The sequence below is a fragment of the Mycobacterium sp. E1386 genome, from assembly GCF_001672745.1.
Taxonomy (GTDB): domain Bacteria; phylum Actinomycetota; class Actinomycetes; order Mycobacteriales; family Mycobacteriaceae; genus Mycobacterium.
The window spans coordinates 42,985-62,788 of sequence record NZ_LZKH01000056.1 but is presented as its reverse complement, the minus strand read 5'-3'; the positions used below and the strand labels follow the sequence as shown (position 1 = coordinate 62,788).

Below are 19,804 nucleotides of genomic sequence, written 5' to 3'. Positions count from 1 at the left end.
TTTACCGCGGGCAAAATCCACCGACCGGTTCCGACTGGTTCCCACCGGTTCCAGAACCGGTGAAAAAGAATGCGGTTGGCACAGTGTCTTTTGACTGTGCACCGTTTTCTGACTGGTTCCCCACTTAAGGGAACCGGTCGCGGGAACCGGTCGCGCATCGTCGAACTGTTAACCGCATTCTTTTTCACCGGTTCTGGAACCGGTGGGAACCAGTCGGAACCGGTCGGTGGATTTTGCCCCCGGTCGAGGCTCTCGCATGAATCGCGCGCAACGACGACAACCCGTGGGCGGCCCCACCGCCGCAGGAGCGGACTAGAACGAACGAGAACGAGGTGACTTCAAATGACCCAGCCCCAACCCACTTGCACGGCCGTTGACGCCATTCGACCTCAGCCATTCGTCTCTTACGTCAACCCGGATGACGGGTCCATCGTCGTCCCGCAGAGAGTCGCGCAGTGGCTACACCAACGTGCGCCGGTGCCATACGAGCTGCGCCTCCTGCTACGTGAGCGCGACCCGGAGCTGTATTCCGTGCTCACCGCGCTGCGGTTCTCAGCGATGAGCGACCCCGAAAGCTGGCCCGCTGCTTCCGGAAGCGGAAGACAAGTAGCCAAAGATGCTGCTGCTGGGCAAGACTCAGGGTTAGAGGAGTGGTTGACCGTCAAAGACGCCGCCGCCGTCGCCGGTGTTTCCGACCGAGCCATACGCGACTGGGCCGCCAGCAATAGGCTCACCGCCGACAAGCACGGCCGCGCATGGAGGATCAACCGCAAAAACCTGCAAGCGGCTATACACACCGCCTGAAACGGAAAGGGAGACAAATGCCTAGCGCACAACTCGACGACGCCAAGAAAGCCATGGCGAAGGTCAAAGCCGAATTCAACGCGGAGGTCGCCCGGATCCGCAACAGCAATCTATACACCGACGCCGGTCGCCGGCAGGAGATCGCCCGAGCGCTCATCAAAACACGCGCGAAAGCCGACGCCCTCAAAGCCAACTACGGCGTCGACAACGAGTTCAAACGAGCAACGTTGTCCTCTCGGATCTTCGGCCTGCCTGCGGATGCAGACGCGGCCACGGTGATGATCTTTAGGGACGCCGCTGATCGTGCCGCACAGCTCACCGATTCCGACCGCGCCGCAGCCACTCTCAAGCGGGCACTCGAACACGGCGACACGGTTCTCGCGCGGGCAGTGGCCAGCCACGCTCACGGGAAACGCTGGCACGACGTCACCGAGACGTACGCGCAGGCCGTCGGTAAGACCGCGGCCCTCGAGGAACTCAACGACCTCCCCAGCGGCGGCCTGACCAAGATGGCCACGAACATCTTGTTCAGCGTGCCAACACCTCTCGAGCTTCAAACGGTCCGAGGCGGCTGCTCTCCAGGCGAGTTAGCTCTCATCGCTGAAGGCAATGCGTAATGGCCGACCAGGACGACCGCGGCGCGAAACAGGTTGCCGCCGAGGCGCTCTGCAACCTGCGCAAAACCACCGCGCTGCCACGGCCGCTGCAATTCCTGACCGGCGAGGCCGCACAGCTTCGTGGCCGCGAGTCGGCACCGAGGCCCTGGGCAGACCTATGAATCACCCAAGACGTGCGAACTTGGCGCCGCCGTATCCATGGCCTGCGGCGCGGCAGCCGACCCGCACAACGCCGCCGGACCGCGCGGCGTCCCTCGCGGGAAGCGCGGCCCAGGCGGCGACCACGGCGGAGAGATTGGCCGTGTGGTCAGCGGGGCGCGCCAGCCGGCCTGTGGGGGAATGCATGAATATGCATCCTGGATGCATACCTGGGGGGAGGCCCCTACCTGCGCGAACGCCGCCACGGCCGGACTTAGCGTGTGCCTGTCCGTATGCAAAACTCAATGCCTTCGGCTGCATAGTCATGCAGCATCCGAACCTCGCTGAGTTTGCTCGAGCTAAGAGACGGGCAGCGCGCCCGCAGAGGAGGAACCGATGACCGTTTCCGAAATCACCCCGGGGCGCCGGCTGATCGTGGCCATGACACAGGAACTGGCGTACGTCAGCGAGGACACCGGCCGCGACCTGGAATTCTCGCCGCAGGACTCCGCGGCACTTGACATCGCCGCGGCGGCGGCTGACAAGATCGCCGATCTGCAAGACGTGTACGCGCTCGAGCGGGCCGGGCAGGCGCGGGCGGCGACGCTGGCCAAGTTGGCGGCCGAGATCCGTGGTCAGCAGCGCACGCAACTGGAGGCCCTCGCGAAGATCACTCTTGACCCCGACCATCTGTCGACGGTGCGGCGTGCAGCCGCGCGCAAGCGGTGGGACGAACCGAGTGGGCGTCGTCGTGCCTAGGCCGAAGCGGCAGCCGGGGCAACAGGGCGCGGGGCTATATCAGACTGTCCGCGAGGCCGTCGAGGAAGACGCGGCCCGTCACACCGAGCGGATCGCGGCCTGGCCGGTCGACCCCGAAGACCAGCCCTACGAGCTGCAGCGGATCCTAGATGCGTTGCGGAGGGATGAGACGACCGATGTGCCGGCGTGGGCGATTCCCAAGGCTGCCCGCGGTGATGCGTGCATGGCGCGCGGGCGCGATACAGGGGATGCGCGGGAAGCCACGTGTTTCTACGTGGCAATCGTGCGGCCCGACGACACCGTTACGTTCGCGCCGGACGACGGGTCGAAAATGATCGATTACCTCGGGATATGATGATCTCGTGCTGGCTCCGGCATCTGCCGTCGTCGCTGGCCCGGCGGGGCGTAGCCGACTTCCCGGCACGGGTGGCGACGTTGGAGGCGGGGCGGCCACGGATCGTGCAAGTGGCGCGCTGCAGAGAAAACGGGGCAGCCGGGCACACCTCCCTGATCAGGTGCGGGTTGCTAGCCGTCGAGTGTTAAGCCTCCGATGACCACATATCCGCCGAGATCGCAGCGGCGAACTGAGATAGGCGAAGCCACAGGGGGTAATCTTCCGCTCATGTATCAGGACTGGCTGTCCAGCTTCCGGTTCAGATGGACACCCATTCTCACCTACACCAAGCGGCACATAGCCCTCCTGGATTGGTTTGAGGAGAATACCGAGCCAGTCGCTTTCGTTGATCGTCCAGGGGTGTCCACGCTGGGCGTAGCTCTCGTCGCCCCTGACTTGCGGATTACCGTCAAACGGTCAGAAATGGTGCTCGAGTCGGGGCTCTCGAGACTGTCCATTGACAAGCTCTTGCCAGCAGTAAGTGGAATCTTCGAGATATTTGAGCCTTCGTCGGTGCTGGCAACCGAGTACCTGTCCACTGGGGTGATCGCAGTAGAAGGCGCGGACTACTACGAGCAATGCGCCAGATTCGGTGCCATGTGCTCCGCCGAGGTTTTCAACAGCTCGGACCAATGGCGCATCACCGATGGGTCCGCAGTGGTGGACCTCACCTCGGAAAGAATGAAAGTGCAGCTAGAATGGGGAATTGTCAGGTCCGATGAGCTGTTGCGTCGCTTACGAGACCCGGAGATGAGCCGTTTGCCTGGCAGGATGGGTGTTGATGATCGCGCGAAGATCGCGCGAATGACCGAGCCAGGTGACGATCTACCGGCTGTGTCGATATATACAGATCAGGCAGGGTTCTGGCGAACGGGCGGGTCAGTCGCCGAGGTCTCGGATGTGTTCAAACTTGTGACTGAAGCTCAACAAGCTGCTAGTAATGTCGCAACACAGTTGGCGGAGAGATTTCTCAGCGAGGCACGGGAGGAGGCGAGATAGTTGGTAAGTTCACGATTGCTGCTGGAACGGTGCACGGCCGGTGACGACTGCGACGACGCGATTGGCGATTGGACTGACCTCGGCTGGACCGTCGTGACTGCGCCTAGGCCTGCAGTCGCCGAAATCGGCATTTGGGAGATAACCGCTGAGTTTTGGGGCGCTCCTCGCGAGCACCCTGCGGACACCCCTGTCATTGGTCGCGGCCAGGTTGAGACAGCAGGGGTGTGCGATTACCCGACGGTGGCGCGCACTCGGACGCGGACCCGTCCGGGCCGGTAACACGATCATTTCCCGGTGGTTAAGCCGCCTGCGGTCGTAGTTTTCGATGTCAACATATACGTCGACTTGGCTGAATTAATTACCCAGCCGTTCGAGTGGCACAAGCTTGAATCTGCGGCTGCAGCGCACTGGAATGATCTGCTTCCACACAACGACAATGCTCGGTACGACAGCCTCCGCGCTGTGCTCATGTCGAGAACCGGGGCCGTGAGCTCGGGCGAGGCGCTCGAGGTCTGGACCAGCGAACCTATCGATGACCTCGTCATTAAGAAGGTTCATGAAAGGGCAATCGACACATCCGGTGTTCCCTGGACGTTGCAAAATGCGATTGACTTTCACGACCAGCTGGTCAACACGCTCGTCTTCGATATGACGCGTGGTGGTTCCGCCGGCGCGGTTCCCTCGCCGCTAAATAACCCGCCCCTCGATTATGAGGATGGCCGTGTGATGCGCACAGCCCAAAGCTCTGGCGACCTACCCGAATCGCCTCGCTACTGCATAACCCGTGACGAACCATTTCGAGAAGCCTGCCGCCGAAAGCAGTTAGAGTCCACCGTCCAGGTCCTCTATCCCCACGAGTGGATCATCTCCCTCCGCCGGGCTCGTAATCCACTCTTGAGGGGGCGCTAGTTTTGCGCCCAGTCCGGGTAGGTCAGAGCGCCTTGGCGCTCATCCAGCAGTTTGTCTATCCGTTCGGTGGAGGGGGGACGGCCTTCCTCTTCAGAGACCGTGCGCCGTATCTCAACGAGCAGTCGAAGCTCGGAATCGATAGTTTCAAGATCGCGCATGCGCCGGCAGCTTAGGGTCGCTCGCCTGCGTTAGCAGTCACTCATCGCGGCGAACCTCTTCAAGGCTGTACGTAACGATAATCGGCCTGGGAATCGAGCGGGCCTGCTCGCCGTGCGACTCGACGTCGCGCTGCGCATGACTCACTCGCAAACGTTCGGGCTTCCCCGATGGTCATTCGCCAACCGCGTTGCTTCCCTTCACCGTTGGTATGACTGCTTAGTGGTGCATCAGGCTCGCGAGGTATCCGACGAGCAGGCAACCCCCGATCAGGATGGCGATGACCACCAATGTCGCCTGGTTCTCGGACATCCGGCCGAGCCAGTTCGCGGTCGGCGATGCTGGCATCCGGTTTGTGCGTTGCACATGGCCGCGCCCGTCGACGCTGACCATGGTGCGTTTCTCCCCGCCAGCGATCGCCAGAATGATCCACACCGGCAGCCATAGACCGCACAATAGGACGGTGACCAGCAGGTGCAGAACGTGGTTGACCGGCCTGCCCGTGACCACGACCGCCGATGTCGGCGTGCGTGCTTCCACGCGGCCTCCGCGCGCCACAACCGCCACCAGCTCCTGATCGAACGCGCTCGCCTGTTGCGGTTCGTAGAGCATGCGCGCCTCGACGACGGGAGCCGGCTGCGGCATCGGCGCGTAATCGGAGGTCCATGCTCGCCCGTCCCAGTAGCGCAGGCTGGGGCCGCCGGCAGGGTCCGGGTACCAGCCGGCGGCAGGCAGCGGCATGGGCGAGTTCATTAGGGACACAGCTCGCGGTGCGCCGCGTCGTAAACAGCGGAACTGACGGCTGGCATACCCGGCGCAACAGCAGCTATCTGGTCGGGCGGCAAGGCGCAGGCTTTGTGTCCACCGATTAGTAGGGCGAAGTCGCTGAACCCCGCGACCGCTGAATTACCGTGCAGTGACGCCAAATAGCTTGCGTCGTCTGCGCGGGCGGCTGGGGCCGCTGCGATCGTCCACCCGCATGCAACGCCGGTTATGCCAACTAGCACGGTTCTGATCGCCTTCATCCGCCTCCTGTTGGTCGGCTTTGGTGGCGGCGTAACGCTAGCGCTGCCTGACCATCGCGACCTGTGAACAATTCGCGCTCTTGTGAAGTTCATAGAAAAGCGCCCCATCCGGAGTTGTCCGAACGGCAGGCCGCGATGAGCGCCGCGATCGGTAGATGCGTTGCCTTGGAGTCTATTGCTGGTTCGTACGGCGCTTGCCGAACCAGGCTCGGTAGGCGAGGTAGCCCATCAGCACGGCGAGGCCTCCGGTGCTGATCAGGCCCAGCGTCGTGCCGTGAGTGCAGACGTTCAGCACGAAGAGGGCCAGGAATAGCACTGCCATCACCGTGTAGAACGCGAGGCCGTACCGGGGGTTCCTCTTCACGCGCGCGCCCTTCTGTTGTTGGCGTGTCCGGGATTCAGCATGGCACGCATTGTCCTGTGCGTGGTGTTGACCCAGGCGTCAATCCCCAAGGCATTTGCCGGCGGCGTCCATGCCGTCAGCGACCGCCGCGGTACCGAGAGCGACTTGAGCGAGCGCGGCGGGAATCCCCGCGAGGGTCAGACTCTCAGGGACTGCGGTCAAGATCGCAACCGTGCCGCCCACGGGCTCTAGGAGGGCTTTGGTCCCGTCGTAAAGGCTGCAGCCGGGTTTGGCGGCCGCCGCGGCGGCCGGGCCAGCGGCCGCCGGGTTCGGCAGTGGGGTCGTCGAGGGGCTCGGCAATGGCAATGCGGGTGGGCCGGGCTTAGGCGCCGGGGGCGCCGCGATGGTCTGCTCTAACTGCGGAATGACTCCAGGTTGGGGTGGGGGCGGCGGTGCCCCGTCAGGGGTATCCCACGGTGCGATTGACGGAGGGTTCGGTCCAGATCCGTTGTCTTGGGTGAAGTCGACCAACCGGACGCCGCCGCGGTTGGTGGTTGGCGGTTGTGGCTGGCCCCCGTTGTGGTTGGGTTGCGACTGCCCACCGTTACTGCTGGCGGTTGACCCTTGCGAGCCATGGTCAGAATTCGAGTTCTGCGCGAAGCCGCCGCCGGTGAGGCCAGCAGTAGCGGCGGTGAGTTGACCGGAGACCTTGGCGTCTGCCTCGTCGAGTTGTTCGGCGCGCAACCGGATGTCAGCGGCGAACGCTTCCGCCTGAGCTTGGCGCGTAGCACGCTCAGGCGGGGAAGTGCTGCGGGTGTCGATGACCGATAAGTCTTCCCCGACAGTGAATCCCGCATTCTGCGCATCTGCTACGCCGTAGAGGACTCGCCGCTGGGCCGCGCTGATGTCGCTGGCACCGTTGCGGGCTATCCCGGCGGCCTGACGGAGCTGGTCAGCCTTTCCGCTGACGACTGATACGTCGGCTGCGGTGCGTTGCCGCAGCGCGTCGCCGCCGGCGCCGTGCCAGGTGATGGATTGCGCCTGGTTGCGCATCGTCAGGAATGCGTCTTCCCAGCGGTCAGCGGTTTGGGTCCAGTAGGCGGCCGCGTCAATGAGGTGCTCGGTGCTCCAAGCTTCGATCTGCGAGAGGGTCGCGGGCATCTACACCACCGTCACCTTTGTCACGTCGGACATTGCGACCGCCGATGTGGCCTCTTGCGTGATGTATCCGCCGGCGGCCGTGGTCACCCCGCCGACCGTTTCCTGCGTCCGCGCAGTGAAGGCCGCTGCGGTGACGCCAATCGCCGCGTTGACGGCGTTCACGGCCGCCGTGGTGGCCTGGAATGGTTGCCCCGGAGACGGCGGCGCCCCCGCGAGTTGAGAGGTAAGCCCCTCCCACTGGCCAGCCGTAGCCTCAAGCTCGGCGGGGATGACCTGCAATGCATCTTGCCCCATAGCCGCAGGAGTGTATGCAGGTCACTCGCGGACCGCTATTCACCTGCCCCCTCCGGCGTCGAGTAGCAGGGCTTCGATGAGCGGCGGGGCGCGCCATCGGAAGCTCAGCGGCCGCGGATCGGGCAAGCTGCTTCGCGCTCCCGGTGGCCTGCTGGGCCTAGAACAGGTTTGGATCGGCCAGGATAACGGCTGGCGGCACGTCGCCGATCCGCGTCGCAACAAGTGGCGTTTTGTACACGTAGCGTTGAAGTCCGCACTCGTTTGTGACAACGGTGTCCGTCTGAGTGCCGTGCAGCGTGCCATCCGGCTGCGGTTGCAATGACCAGCTAATCGTGTCGGTCTCGCTGCCTTTTCCGTTGGGACAAGGAGCGGGGTCCTGAAGATACGGCGTGTCCTGCCAGCTTCCATCCGTGAATTGCACGACATCTGAGCTGCCCGCGGGCGCCTGCTGATTGTTATCGGCGAGACCTGCGCCCGTGGCGACGCATCGCGTGGAAGCGCACGATGAACGAAACGCCCACCAGTGAGGTACCACGCCCGTGACGCCGGTTGCTGGCTGTCCGTTGACTGTCTGATTTGGGAAGTCGTAGTCGATGCGATAAGCGCCGGCGAGTACGGGACCCGAGGTGGAAGGTGTGCGCGTCGTCGGTTCGGCGGTCACTCCTGCCGGATCCGGTGCCGGCACTGTGACTCCCGGAGGCACATCGCCCGTGCGGGTGGCCACAAATGGAACCCCTATTACCTGCCCCTGCTCGCCGCACTCGTTCGTCAGAACCGTCGTGGTGGCGAAGCCGTGCAAAGTGCCGTCACTCTGTGGCTGCAATGATTTCGCATCCAACTGGGTTCGTGAGCCTGGAACGATCGTCCCGTTCTCTCCCATGCACCTGTCAAAGTTCACTTGGTGGCGAAAAGGTGTCTCATGCCAGCTGCCATCGGCGAAGCGATACGAGTGGACATCCTCTTTAGCGCCAAGAACTTGCGGGTTGCTCTTATTCAGTCCGGCGACGTTGGCGACGCATCCACTGGATGCGCAGAGCGAACGAAAAGCCCACCAGTTAACAGGGTCGAGGTTGGGCGGCGGCGCAATTGGCGCCCCGTTGGACGTCATCTTTGTATAGTCGAAGACCGCCCGGTAGGTGCCATTGAGAACAGGCTGGGGAGCTGCTGCGCCAGCCGGTGTCGAGGTCATGTGGTTCTCTCGGTGTACTAAGTAGCCGACGACGCTGGCAGCGGCCAGGACAGCCACGGCTAGGGCCGCCCCGACGAGCATCCGGGGCATCGAGGGCCGGCGCGTCCTAGGGTTTGTCCCAGGCGGATCAGGGAGCCGAAAGCGGGACTCCGTTCTCCGATCGCCTAGCGAGTCTTCCCCCACCTGCTCGCGCAGTGCCGCGGCGAAGTCGCGGCACCGGCTGAATCGGTCGGCAGGATCTTTGGCCAACGACTTTGACAACACGTGATCGAGGCGCGCCAGTTCTGGTCGGCGGTCGCTGAGTTTCGGCGGAACCCCGCTCAGATGCTGGCTTATAACCGCGACGGGGTTGGAATCCTGATATGGAGGCGCCCCACTGAAGAGTTGAAATGCTGTGGCTGCCAACGCGTACTGGTCAGCACGGCCATCTATTTCGGAGCTCCTCAACTGTTCCGGCGCCGCGTAGGGAAGCGTCGCGACGGTGAGATTCGTCGCGGTCAATCCGCTTATCTCCCCTAACTGGCGCGCGATTCCAAAGTCGCTCAAATACACCCGCCGCTCGCCGTCGTCAGGATTGGTGAGCAAGATGTTGGCCGGTTTGACGTCGCGGTGCAATAAACCGCGCTGGTGCGCGTAATCAAGTGCTTCAGCGACAGCGGTGACAATGGTGAGCACCTCATCGGCCGGCATACCGACGGGATACCGGTCTCGCATGAGCTGTGCGGCGTCTGTGCCTTCGACGTAGTCCATCGAGATCCACAGTTGGCCATCGAATTCGCCACGATCATGCACCCCGACGATATGCGGGTGCCAAAGCGTGGCAGCAAGCTCGGCTTCGCGGTTGAAGCGTTCCCGGAACTCATGGTCGGCGGACACTTCGGCCAGCAGGATCTTCAACGCGTCGCGGCGCGGCAACCGGGGATGCTGGGCCAAGTAGACCTCGCCCATCCCGCCGGAACCCAGCAGCCGCAGGATGGTGTAGCCAGCGAAGGTCGCGCCGCTCAGTAACGGCAACCTTTTCAAGCCTCCGGTTTGTGATGTTCCTTTTCGGTGACGTGGCCCAATACGTCGGGGGACAGCCTAGGCGCCTGCGTACATTCCCACACGGAGATTTGTGAGAATTGCCGTAGCGGGTTGTTCCATAACTCGGGTAACCATGCGCGGCATGGTGCGTGACCGCGAGGCGGTCGTGCAGCGGTAAGGCCGCACCCGCCGATTCCATGCAACCGCAACGCTGCCGTTGACTTCACTAGAATGGGTTGGCGTCACGCGTTCCACCAGTCGGGTTCGTTTTCCGAGAAGAGGGCGCCGCCACGGACCTTCCCGTCATTCCCTAGCGTCAGCGTGACTTTGACGTAGTAGTTAGCGAACCGCAACTTCAGTACGTCGGTTGGCTTACCCACCGGCAAGTACTTCCCGTTTACCGCCTGTGAGAAGTACGGCCCGTCGCTATCCTCACCCAGTGTCAATTGACAAAGCGGATTGAGGATTCGGTGCCGCTTCCCTGGCACGACCAAGGTGTGGCCAGCAGTGGCATCCAACGCTTGGTCAAGTGCATCCTCGCCGATGATGCCGGCACAGTGAACGAGGTACTCCCCAAGATCCAGACCATCGCTGCGGACGCGGGAGGCATTTGACAGCACTTCAGGGATGGTCCCACTCAGGTGGGAGCCGTAGGTGTTGGCATAGAGACCGATGAGCTCGTTCCAGTCGGTGACACGGTGAGGAAGTCCGCCCGCTACCACAAGCGCGGGCATCCGCGTCCACCGATCGATGTCCACGAGTTGAGGGTGGACCTGGTCCGCGTCGTCATCCACCAATACGGGCATCGCGCCCGCCGCGAGAAGGACGTGGGGTGATTGGTTCGCCGGCTGTGACACGCGGACTTGGGGCAGGGGCACCCGCGCTGCTCGGCACAGTCGCCGGACGACATCATCCCCTTTTCCGTGCGCCAGCGCCGTCCGCAGAACGGCAGCAACGTCTTGTACAGCGCCCGGGTCGCGCCTTTCGAGTGCATCGAGGTGACGGGTGAGCCTCGCGCGCAGCTGGGCGGCTCCGGCGATCAACTCGTCTGGCGTGGTGGCCCGCGGTTGGTACTTCGACGGGGTGGCTTGACCGGCCTTTTTGGCCACGCTCATCACCCGACCGCCAGCATCGCGTCGCGGACGCCGTCAGTATCGCAATTCACGCCACGACAGTACGCCGCGTCGAGCGCCGTGGCAAACGGTTGCTTTAGCCTACTGCCAAGCATCGCAGCAGTTCAGATGACTATAGATCGCTATAAATTCACTATAGGTGGCGCATTAGCAAATCTAGCCGAGCATCGCATGCTGGCGTCCCGCACTTCCATCTAGTACTTGCCCAGGCAGCTGGTCACCCGGGGAATGAACTAACGCCAAAACGATGACGCGCCTCGGCGTGCTCGCAGATGTCGCCGAAAACAGCGTCGAGCGTCGCGATCGGTCGGTGGGTGGGTTGTCACCTAGTCCCTCTTGGTTGGTGTCGCCGGCGGTCAGATTTCCCACGCCTTGTTTGCTGACACCAGGCCTGCGGCTTCTGAGGGGCACGCCGGGGGCATTCGACATCGAAGTAGGTGACGTAAAACAGCCATCTAGCTGCGAAAACTGCGAGTGCCCCCGGCAGGATTCGAACCTGCGACACCGGCTTTAGGAGAGCCGTGCTCTATCCCCTGAGCTACGAGGGCGGGCCGTCTGCGGACACCTGACCGCACCCGGGTCGCGTCCATGAAGGCGTTCAGAAGGTGCATCGAGCGTCCTGCGCCGTGAGTGTAGCCGGTCCACTCATGGCGACAATTGCCCTTCCATGCCTTCGCCCACGGTAGCGGTTGCTCAACGCGGTTGGGTTCCAGCCGGCAATGTCGTCGCCGAGGGTCCCGGTTCGGTCAGTCCTCGTCCTCGATGACGTGCATCGCGGCTTCCTCGGCGGACGCCGCGCCCCCGTCGAGCCCGACGTCTGAGGCGAGCAGTTCATCCTCGTAGTCCCCGCCGAATCCCTCGTCCGGCGCTACCAGGCGGCCGGCTCGGGCGCGGCCCACCTCGCGCCGCTCAGGGAATTCGCACTCGCGCTCGGATGCATCAGAGCGTTGTTGCTCGGCGTCGTCGAGCGGGACGTTGATGCGCGCTGCCGGATCCGGCTCTTCCTCCGCGAGCAGTTGATCCATCGTCTCGCCCGGGCCGAATGCGCCTCGCCCGTAAGGCCGCTCGGGTGGTGAATACCCCTCGTCGAGGATGTCGTCCACACCGCGATCTATCAGGGTGTCCTCTGGCTGAAGCTGGTTGTCGTCGTCGACGCTGTATTCGCCGGCAGCGGGGCCGGTCTCGAAGTGAAAAGTCACGATTCGCCTACCGTGTGTCGTCTGTCCGATTGATACCTATTGTGTTGCACCATATTTGGATCGCTCAAGGCTGCTCAGCCGAGCCGCTCGATCTCGTCGGCCGCGTCGGTCAACGCCGCGGCGAGTTCGCGCGCGGCTATCCCGTCCAGCGCGTCCAGGTGGCGGGCATGCACGGCGATCCACCGGCGCGTCGAGCCGTCGACCTGCTGTCGCCCATAGATCTGAACGCGCGCCCGCCCGCCTCGCCGTGTGGTCCCCTCAAAGTCGCGAAACCAGTTCCTGTCGAGCTGCCAGTCGAAGGTGCGAACCGCACCGTCGGGGGGCGCGATGGTGTCGAATGGCATCCCCGCGGACACGTTCTTGGCGGCCCATTGCCGCGCCATGTCCAGCAGCGTCTGCGGTTCGTCGCGTTCGAGGCGTTCGAGCTGAGCGATCTGCGCAGCGGTGAGCTGGTCGGCCACGTCGCGCCAGGTTTGGGCGGTGTCGTCAGATGTGGTCATGCTCTGCAGTCTGCGCGGCTGACCCATTGCCGGCGAGAGTCGAAAGTCATGTCTTGAGTTCACTTTTGTCGGGTGGGTTCGGCCTGGCAATGGGCCGCCCTGTGTCAGATTGCGATTCCATGGCTTTACCCAACTCGCGAGGCCCTCTGGTCGGCGCGGGCGCCGGCAATGTCCGGAATAACACTACGCGGCAACCGATTTCGTCAAACATCAGCCCAGGACTGCCGAAGGCGCGGAGAATGACGACCGGGATCGTGACTCCGGAAGGGAGCATGCAATGGCCGCAGACCCACAATGCGCCCGCTGCAAACAAACCATCGGACCGGGTTGGCTCTACCTGACCGCGAATCGCCGCGGCCAGGCCGCGCCGACCGATGACGACGCGGTACTGATCCACCTACCCGACGAGTGCCCGCGGGCCGGGGAGCACGTGCCGCCTAGCTAGACATCAAAGCCGTTGCTACGGATTCGCGGTGAGAGCTGCCGGGCTCAGGTGGTCGATGAACCAATCGCGGGCCAGCATCGCGGCTCGCTCGAGCGTCCCAGGTTCTTCGAAGAGGTGGGTGGCGCCCGGCACGACGGCGAGTTCGCACGTGCCGGGGATCGCGGCTCGCGCTTGCCGATTCAGCTCCAGCACCATTTCGTCGTTGCCGCCCACGATCAGCAGCGTCGGCGCGTGCACCCTGGCCAGGAACGGACCCGCGAGATCGGGCCGCCCGCCCCGGGACACCACCGCCGCGACGTTCACGCGCGGGTCGGTGGCGGCGACCAGGGCAGCGCCCGCGCCGGTGCTGGCGCCGAAGTAGCCGACCGGCAACGCGGCGGTGTCTTCCTGGCGGCTCAGCCAGCCGGTGACATCGACCAGTCGGCGCGCCAACAGCTCAATGTCGAACACATTGGCGCGATTTCGTTCCTCTTCCGGGGTGAGCAGGTCGAACAGCAGCGTCGCCAGGCTCGCGTCGTTCAACACGTCGGCCACGTAGCGATTGCGGGGGCTGTGCCGGCTGCTTCCACTGCCGTGCGCGAACAGCACCACGCCGACCGGATGTTCGGGAATCGTCAGATGTCCGGCCACCGACGCCGAACCGGCGCTCACCCTCACTTCCTCGTCGCGTAGGGGCGGGTCGGCCGCGGCGGCGTCGCCGACCGGCCCGCGAGAACCGTCGCGGGCGCGACCGAGGAGCGCGACCACCTCGTCGTCGGACGTCTGGGTGAAGTTGCGGTAGCCCTGCCCAACGGCGAAGAAGAACTCGGGCGTATGCAAACAAACCACGTCGTCGGCGTACCCGGCGAATCGTTCGAAGACATCGCGTCCGCCGATCGGAACGGCCAGCACAACCCTGCTTGCCCCCTGGGCGCGGGCCACCTCGCAGGCGGCTCTGGCCGTCGCGCCGGTCGCGACGCCGTCATCGACGATCACCGCGGTGCGTCCCGCCAACGGGATCCGGTCATGCCCGCTGCGGAACCGTTCCGAGCGACGAGCCAACTCGGCCCGCTGCTTCGCCTCGACGGCGGCAATCTCGTCCGCGGACAACCGGGCCTCCCGCACCACGGCGTCGTTGATCACCCGCACCCCGCCCTCGCCGATCGCCCCGAAGGCCAACTCGGGCTGGAACGGGACCCCGAGCTTGCGCACCACCAAAACATCGAGCGGGGCATGGAGGGCCTTGGCGACCTCGAAGGCCACCGGCACACCGCCGCGTGGGAGGCCCAGCACCACAACACCGTGACCGCGCAACGATTCCAGGCTTCTGCCCAGCTCTCGTCCGGCGTCAACACGATCGTCGAACAGTCTCGAATCGCCGCGCAGCGAAGCCAGCCGTTGCCCCAGCGGCCGCCCCCAATCGCTTTGAGTCATCTCCCGAGTGTGGTCGCCGTCTGCGGGCGCGCCGAAGGGCCCTAAGGCCACTTACGGGGGGACCAACGCCTCCTGACTGCTCCGGGTCACCGCGCGGCGGCCGCAGCCGACCAGTCAGCGCAGTTCCGCGATGACCTTTGCAAAGTTGTCGACGTGGTTGTCCTGGACGGTGATGAACGTGACTCCGTACTTCTCCCGGTACTCCAGCAGCGTGTCGGCCATCTCGCGGGGTGAGCCCGTCAGCACGGAGTGCATGGCCAGGATCTCCTCGTCGGACAACCCGGCCGCGTAGCGACGGGTCATCGTCAGGTCGGGCAGGCTCTCGCCCTCGGCCGGGACCGCCGTGACTGCGAGGTTCAATTCGAGCGCGTCGAATCGGTCGCCGGCGGCGTTGCGGACGAACTCGACGCGTTCGGTCAGCGGGTCGTCGGCCTCTTTCACCCTCGAACCGGTCAGCCCGATGATGTCGGCGTGCTGGGCGGCGATGGTCAGCACCCGGTCGCCGTTGCCGGCGATGAGGATCGGTGTCGTCGGGTGATGCTCCTTCAGATACTTGGTCATGTGGTCGAGGTAGTCCACCCGGGCGCCGGCACTGGGGTAGGGGAGCTCTGCGGCGTCGAACTCCTCCTTGACATACCCGGTGCCGAGCCCGATTTCGAGGCGGCCGTTACTGAGCTTGTCCAGGTCGCCCAGGTCCCGGCTGAGCAGGGCGGGCTTGTAGAAGGCGGCGTTGAGCACATACATGCTCAGCTTGAGTTTGTCGGTGACCATGGCGGCCGCGGTCAGTGCCGGAATCGGGGCAACCGCGCCGAGATGGTCTGGCACGCAAAGCACATCGAATCCGATGTCTTCTGCCTGCTTAACCTTGTCGACGAAAGCTGCGCGCGACTTGATGAATCGCATGCTCATTCCGAAGCGAAATTCCTTGGCCACCAACAACTCCGTTCAACAGATGAGGACAATTACCAACAACGTGCCGCTTCCGCCAATGCTTCGATCAGCGCCGTCGTCACCGGCGACAGGCCGTCGTCGCCGGGCAGCGGGCTGCGCGGGCTCAGACCGCGCACGCGGGGAGACAGTTCCAGCTGCGTCCCGCCGTCGCGCACCCGGTTGACCGGGTTGCCCGGATGCAGACCGCGCAACTCCGGCGGGATGTCCTCGAGGTCGGTGATCACCCGGTAGCCGGTCAACTGAATGTGCCGGGCCAGGTGTGCGGCCAGCGCGCGGTTGCGGCCGCCGGCCAGCAATTGTGTGCTGCGCCCGATGCGGCCGTAGCCGTGCAGCGACACCGCAACGTCGACGTGGTCGAGGAATTCCGCGAGTCGGGGCGACTCGGCCGGGTCGAACAGGGCCGAGGGCAGGTGGTGCGGGTAGCGGTCGGGATGACGCAGCACGTACACCGAGGCGTGTGCGGCGTCGGCGGCACGTTCGGCGATCACGTCGGTCATTTCTTCCAGCCCGCCGCCGTGGATGGCCAGAAAGCCGAAACGCGAACGTAATTGGCTGTCCTCGCTGACGCCGGGCTCGCTCAGCAGCGCTGAAAGCGATTGCGGCGCAGCGCCCGACGCCGGCATCCGGCGAGGCCAGTGCGAGGGGTCCCAGCGCCGCAAGAAGTCGATCCAGCGCTGCGGCAACCCGTGCTGCACGGCGCCGTCGATGATCTTGGGCAGGTAGCCCGGTCGGGGCGGGCCCGGTGTCACGCGAGGGTCGATGTACACCCAGGCCGGCGACGGCCCGACGTCGGTGTGCACGGTCAGCCGGTCTCGCCGGTAGCGCACCGGCACACCCTCGGCGCTGTCCAGCGTGGCGAGGTCGCCATCGGAGATCTGCCAGACCACGCCATGTACCTGAGTGCCGGCGCACGGTTCGACCGTGGCCACGCCGCGCTGGTTGATCAGCCAGTCGTGATCGGACAGCACCGCCGGCCGCGGATCGGCGGCGTCCGGACACCGCAGCGCCATCTGCCTGACGCACAGGTTCGACCCGTATGCGAAGTAGGCGTGCCGGCGGGCCGGCATTTAGCCGGTCACCGTCAGCCAGATGAGCATCACGTTAAGCAGACTAATCATTACGCCGACCGCCCAGCCAACAACCGTCGTGACGGGATGATTGGTGTCGCTGCCCATCAGATCGCGGTCGCTGGTCAGCTTCACCAGCGGAAGAACCGCAAACGGTATCCCGAACGACAGCACCACCTGGGACAGCACCAGCGCCCGGGTGGGGTCGAACCCGACCGCGAGGATCACCAGCGCCGGACATATGGTCACCACCCGGCGCACCAGCATCGGGATCCTGCGGTGCAGCAGCCCCTGCATGATCATGGCGCCGGCGTAGGCGCCCACCGACGACGACGCCAGCCCGGACGCCAGCAACCCGATCGCGAACAGCACCGCGATGGCCGCGCCGAGGGTGTGGTGAATCGCGGAGTAGGCGCCCTCGATGGACGCGTTGATGTCGCGGTGCTGCAGGTTGATCGCGGCGACCAGCAGCATCGCCGCGTTCACCGTTCCCGCGACGGCCATCGCCAGGACGACATCCAGCCGGGTGACCCGCAGCAGCAGGCGTCGCTCGGCGCCCTCAGCGGGATGCCCGTGTCGATCGAGGACCAGCCCGGAATGCATGTACACGGCGTGCGGCATCACGGTGGCGCCCAGGATGGCGGCTGCCAGCAGCACGCTTTCGGTGCCCTGGAATCTCGGCAACAGCCCGCCCAGCACGGCGTCCGGCGGAGGCGTCTTCACGAAGAAGCTGGCCGCGAAGCCGATGGCGATGACGAGCAGCAGTCCGGTGATGACGCGCTCGAAGATGATCTGCCCGCGCCGGTCCTGGATCGCCAGCAACAGCAGGGAGACCACCCCGGTGATGACGCCGCCGGCCAGCAGCGGCAAATCGAACAGGATCCGCAAAGCGATTGCCCCGCCGACGATTTCGGCCATATCGGTAGCGATCGCCACCAGCTCGGCCTGGACCCAGTAGACCAGCCGGACCGGACGACTCATTCGCTTGCCGATGGCCGCGGGTAACGACCGGCCGGTGACCAGGCCGAGCTTGGCGGACAGGTACTGCACCAGCCCGGCCAGCGCATTGGCCACCACGATGACCCACAGCAGCAGGTAACCGAACTTCGCGCCGGAGCTGACGTTGGCCGCGACGTTTCCCGGATCGACATAGGCGATCGCGGCGACGAAGGCAGGGCCGAGCAGATACCAACTGCTTTTCAGCGAGTCCTGGCTGCTCCGCGTCAAGTGTCGGCCCCTCGATTCACACGTCCGAATAAGAAAGTGAGGTTAGCCGAAGACTCCGGGCGGACCCGGAGGCCACCCACCATTCGGGCAGGAGCGGTTCGAAGGCGCGCTTCATGCCGCGCCGCCCGATCAGCCCGGCAGGTAAAGGCCCTTGCCGGTGATCAGGGGCAGGTCCAGCGTCGTCACGATCCCCGGCGGGGCGGCCACCACCGCGGGGATCGCGTTGACCACCCGCATCGCGGTGGCCACCAGCCCGGCGTGGTTGTGGTCACCCTTGCGGCTGCTCAGGCAGACATCCATCGCGTAGGAGGGTTCGCCGGTGATCTCGATGCGGTAGGACCCGCCGTGCTGGGCGGGCTGCGGCCAGTCCGGGCACAGATCCTCGCGCAGCCGGGTGACGTGTTCGAGGACGACGACGGGGTCGCCGTTGACCAGGCCGAACACCTCGAACCGCAGCGCCGCGGCGCTGCCTTTGGGGATGTGCCCGGACGCGATGTCGAAGTCCTCCGGCGCTGGCACGCGCACGTACTCCTGCGCGACCGAGTCGAGCGAAATCCCCAGGCCGGCCGCCAGCTGGCGAACCACCGATCCCCAGGCGAGGCTGAGCACGCCGGGCTGCAGCAGCATGGGGATGTCGTCCAGCGGCTTCCCGAAGCCCATCACGTCGAACATGACCGCGGCGCTGTCATAGGTGGCGTAGTCGACGATCTCCATGCAGCGAATCTGCTGGATGTTCTGACAGGTGCCGGCCAGCGCCAGCGGCAGCAGGTCGTTGGCGAAGCCGGGATCGATCCCGTTGACGTACACGCTCGAATTCCCTTCGCGCGCAGCGTCTTCGATGGGCTTGATCAGCTCCTCGGGAATCACCTGCCACGGATACTGTAAGAAGACCGGGCCACTGCCGACGATGTTGATGCCGGCGGCCAGGACGCGCCGATAGTCCTCCAGCGCCTCGGGCAACCGGTTGTCTGCGAGCGCGTTGTAGACGGCGCACTGCGGTCCGGTGGCGAGCACTGCGTCCAGGTCGGTGCTGGCCAGCACGCCGGTCGAATCGGGAAGCCCGGCAAGCTCCGCCGCGTCCTTGCCGGCCTTGGCGTCCGAGGACACCCAGACGCCCCTGAGCTCGAACTCGGGATTGGTGATGAGCGCTCGCAGCGCGTGGACGCCGACATTGCCGGTGCCCAGTTGAACGACGGGGATTCCCATGGCGGGCTCCTTAGCGGTCGGGGGTCACAGATCCGGGACGGGGATGTCGAGGTTGGGGTAGGTGAGGCCGCCATCGACCTCCAGCGTCTTGCCGGTCAGGAAGCTACCCGCGTCAGACGCCAAATAGACTGCGGCAGCGGCGATGTCGACGGGATCACCGAGTCGGCGCATGGGCGTGGCCTTCTCCATCGGCGCGCGCAACTCGTCGTTGGACGCGACGACGTCCAGCGCGGAGGTGAGGATCGATCCCGGTGCGATCGCATTGACCCGGATGCGTGGGCACAGGTCCAGGGCGGTCAGCCGGGTGTAGTGGGACAGTGCGGCCTTGGCGGTGCCGTAGGCGGCGAAGCCGCGTCCGGCCAGCCTGCCCATGGTGGAGGTGATGTTGATAACGCTCCCGCCCCCGGAGTGCTCGAGCATAAGGGGTACCGCCGCGACGGTCAGCGCGTGGGCGGTGGCGACGTTGAAGGTGAACGCGTCCTTGAGGTCCTTCGTCGAGGTGGTCAGCAGCGTATTGGGCATGGTGCCGCCGACGTTGTTGACGACGATGTCTAGTTTCCCGAAGGCCTCGACTGCCTGGCCCGCCAGCTGCGCGGTCACCTCGGGGTGGGCCAGGTCGGCGGCGACGATGTGCGCCCGACGGCCGGCCGCGCGGACCTGTTCGGCGACGCCTTCTAGTTGCGATTCCGTTCGCGAGGCGATCAGGACGTCCGCGCCGGCCTCGGCGAAAGCCAGCGCGATAGCCGCCCCGAGGCCGCGACCGGCACCGGTGATGACGGCGACTTTGTCGTCGAGACGAAATCTGTCAAGGATCATTGCGGCCTCTCTTCGCCCAAGTTGTCAGCCGAAACG

24 protein-coding genes and 1 tRNA gene are annotated in these 19,804 nt (G+C 65.0%); 8 read left to right on the top strand and 17 right to left on the bottom strand.

The genetic code is table 11. The features are described from left to right. The first annotated feature begins 342 nt into the window (after positions 1-342). The 3 genes from A5709_RS27230 to A5709_RS28355 are packed head-to-tail and all read left to right on the top strand — an operon-like array spanning position 343 to position 1,582. Positions 343-804, top strand: a complete 462-nt coding sequence (locus tag A5709_RS27230; RefSeq protein ID WP_082973792.1) for a helix-turn-helix domain-containing protein — start codon at positions 343-345, stop codon at positions 802-804. Then, positions 756-1,421 carry a hypothetical protein gene (locus A5709_RS05690; RefSeq protein ID WP_231986928.1) on the top strand — a complete coding sequence of 222 codons (666 nt, stop codon included), beginning with the start codon at positions 756-758 and terminating at the stop codon, positions 1,419-1,421. Before A5709_RS27230 ends, A5709_RS05690 begins: the two co-directional genes overlap by 49 nt. Beyond that, positions 1,421-1,582 carry a hypothetical protein gene (locus A5709_RS28355; protein WP_197520084.1) on the top strand — a complete coding sequence of 54 codons (162 nt, stop codon included), beginning with the start codon at positions 1,421-1,423 and terminating at the stop codon, positions 1,580-1,582. The genes A5709_RS05690 and A5709_RS28355 overlap by 1 nt, the downstream gene beginning before the upstream one ends. A 1-nt stretch (position 1,583) precedes the next feature. Here A5709_RS28355 and A5709_RS27910 read toward each other — a convergent pair whose 3' ends face one another. Further along, positions 1,584-1,766, bottom strand: coding sequence for a hypothetical protein (locus A5709_RS27910; protein ID WP_156767978.1), 183 nt, complete (start codon positions 1,764-1,766; stop codon positions 1,584-1,586). A gap of 189 nt (positions 1,767-1,955) precedes the next feature. Between A5709_RS27910 and A5709_RS05685 the strand changes: the two genes are divergently transcribed. The 4 genes from A5709_RS05685 to A5709_RS05665 all read left to right on the top strand — a co-directional run bounded on the left by A5709_RS05685 (position 1,956) and on the right by A5709_RS05665 (position 4,620). Continuing rightward, complete coding sequence (locus tag A5709_RS05685; RefSeq protein WP_068118658.1) at positions 1,956-2,318, top strand: hypothetical protein; 363 nt, start codon at positions 1,956-1,958, stop codon at positions 2,316-2,318. After that, positions 2,311-2,673, top strand: coding sequence for a hypothetical protein (locus A5709_RS05680; protein WP_156767977.1), 363 nt, complete (start codon positions 2,311-2,313; stop codon positions 2,671-2,673). The genes A5709_RS05685 and A5709_RS05680 overlap by 8 nt, the downstream gene beginning before the upstream one ends. A 267-nt stretch (positions 2,674-2,940) precedes the next feature. Then, entirely contained in the window at positions 2,941-3,711 is a 771-nt protein-coding gene (locus A5709_RS05670) for a hypothetical protein (protein WP_068118644.1), read from the top strand. 294 nt (positions 3,712-4,005) lie between these two features. Continuing rightward, a complete protein-coding gene (locus A5709_RS05665) occupies positions 4,006-4,620 on the top strand; it encodes a hypothetical protein (RefSeq protein ID WP_068118639.1) in 615 nt (204 codons plus the stop codon). Here A5709_RS05665 and A5709_RS27905 read toward each other — a convergent pair. The 10 genes from A5709_RS27905 to A5709_RS05615 all read right to left on the bottom strand — a co-directional run bounded on the left by A5709_RS27905 (position 4,617) and on the right by A5709_RS05615 (position 12,643). Continuing rightward, on the bottom strand, positions 4,617-4,778 hold the full coding sequence (locus tag A5709_RS27905) for a hypothetical protein (protein ID WP_156767976.1): 162 nt from the start codon (positions 4,776-4,778) through the stop codon (positions 4,617-4,619). The genes A5709_RS05665 and A5709_RS27905 overlap by 4 nt on opposite strands. Positions 4,779-4,995: 217 nt before the next feature. Next, a complete protein-coding gene (locus tag A5709_RS05660; protein WP_082973795.1) occupies positions 4,996-5,517 on the bottom strand; it encodes a DUF2510 domain-containing protein in 522 nt (173 codons plus the stop codon). Positions 5,518-5,973: 456 nt separating this feature from the next. Beyond that, on the bottom strand, positions 5,974-6,165 hold the full coding sequence (locus A5709_RS05655) for a hypothetical protein (RefSeq protein ID WP_068118632.1): 192 nt from the start codon (positions 6,163-6,165) through the stop codon (positions 5,974-5,976). Positions 6,166-6,243: 78 nt separating this feature from the next. Then, positions 6,244-7,305, bottom strand: a complete 1,062-nt coding sequence (locus A5709_RS05650) for a hypothetical protein (RefSeq protein ID WP_068118629.1) — start codon at positions 7,303-7,305, stop codon at positions 6,244-6,246. Beyond that, entirely contained in the window at positions 7,306-7,599 is a 294-nt protein-coding gene (locus A5709_RS05645) for a hypothetical protein (RefSeq protein WP_068118627.1), read from the bottom strand. Between the two features lie 157 nt (positions 7,600-7,756). Further along, positions 7,757-9,802, bottom strand: coding sequence for a serine/threonine-protein kinase (locus tag A5709_RS29150; RefSeq protein ID WP_082973794.1), 2,046 nt, complete (start codon positions 9,800-9,802; stop codon positions 7,757-7,759). 251 nt (positions 9,803-10,053) lie between these two features. Beyond that, complete coding sequence (locus tag A5709_RS05630; protein WP_068118620.1) at positions 10,054-10,926, bottom strand: hypothetical protein; 873 nt, start codon at positions 10,924-10,926, stop codon at positions 10,054-10,056. Between the two features lie 493 nt (positions 10,927-11,419). Further along, a tRNA-Arg gene (locus tag A5709_RS05625) sits at positions 11,420-11,492 on the bottom strand. A 198-nt stretch (positions 11,493-11,690) separates the two neighbouring features. Further along, positions 11,691-12,143 carry a DUF5709 domain-containing protein gene (locus A5709_RS05620; protein ID WP_156767975.1) on the bottom strand — a complete coding sequence of 151 codons (453 nt, stop codon included), beginning with the start codon at positions 12,141-12,143 and terminating at the stop codon, positions 11,691-11,693. 74 nt (positions 12,144-12,217) lie between these two features. Further along, entirely contained in the window at positions 12,218-12,643 is a 426-nt protein-coding gene (locus tag A5709_RS05615; RefSeq protein WP_156673178.1) for a hypothetical protein, read from the bottom strand. A gap of 277 nt (positions 12,644-12,920) precedes the next feature. Here A5709_RS05615 and A5709_RS27900 point away from each other — a divergent pair, with 277 nt between their 5' ends. Next, positions 12,921-13,088 (top strand): hypothetical protein, encoded by a 168-nt coding sequence (locus A5709_RS27900; protein ID WP_156767974.1) that lies wholly within the window; start codon positions 12,921-12,923, stop codon positions 13,086-13,088. Positions 13,089-13,103: 15 nt separating this feature from the next. Here the strand turns inward: A5709_RS27900 and A5709_RS05610 are convergent, their stop codons facing one another. From A5709_RS05610 to A5709_RS05585, 6 genes are all read right to left on the bottom strand, one after another. Next, complete coding sequence (locus A5709_RS05610) at positions 13,104-14,501, bottom strand: phosphoribosyltransferase family protein (protein WP_082973791.1); 1,398 nt, start codon at positions 14,499-14,501, stop codon at positions 13,104-13,106. A gap of 114 nt (positions 14,502-14,615) precedes the next feature. Further along, positions 14,616-15,440 carry an LLM class F420-dependent oxidoreductase gene (locus tag A5709_RS05605; RefSeq protein WP_082973790.1) on the bottom strand — a complete coding sequence of 275 codons (825 nt, stop codon included), beginning with the start codon at positions 15,438-15,440 and terminating at the stop codon, positions 14,616-14,618. Positions 15,441-15,463: 23 nt separating this feature from the next. Then, positions 15,464-16,519: a poly-gamma-glutamate hydrolase family protein gene (locus A5709_RS05600; RefSeq protein ID WP_068118615.1), complete on the bottom strand. Its 1,056-nt coding sequence runs from the start codon at positions 16,517-16,519 to the stop codon at positions 15,464-15,466. Beyond that, positions 16,520-17,776 carry an Nramp family divalent metal transporter gene (locus A5709_RS05595; protein WP_369806088.1) on the bottom strand — a complete coding sequence of 419 codons (1,257 nt, stop codon included), beginning with the start codon at positions 17,774-17,776 and terminating at the stop codon, positions 16,520-16,522. A 99-nt stretch (positions 17,777-17,875) separates the two neighbouring features. After that, positions 17,876-18,952: a diacylglycerol kinase gene (locus tag A5709_RS05590; protein WP_067945485.1), complete on the bottom strand. Its 1,077-nt coding sequence runs from the start codon at positions 18,950-18,952 to the stop codon at positions 17,876-17,878. A gap of 24 nt (positions 18,953-18,976) precedes the next feature. Further along, complete coding sequence (locus A5709_RS05585; protein WP_067945483.1) at positions 18,977-19,768, bottom strand: SDR family oxidoreductase; 792 nt, start codon at positions 19,766-19,768, stop codon at positions 18,977-18,979. Between the last annotated feature and the right edge of the window lie 36 nt (positions 19,769-19,804).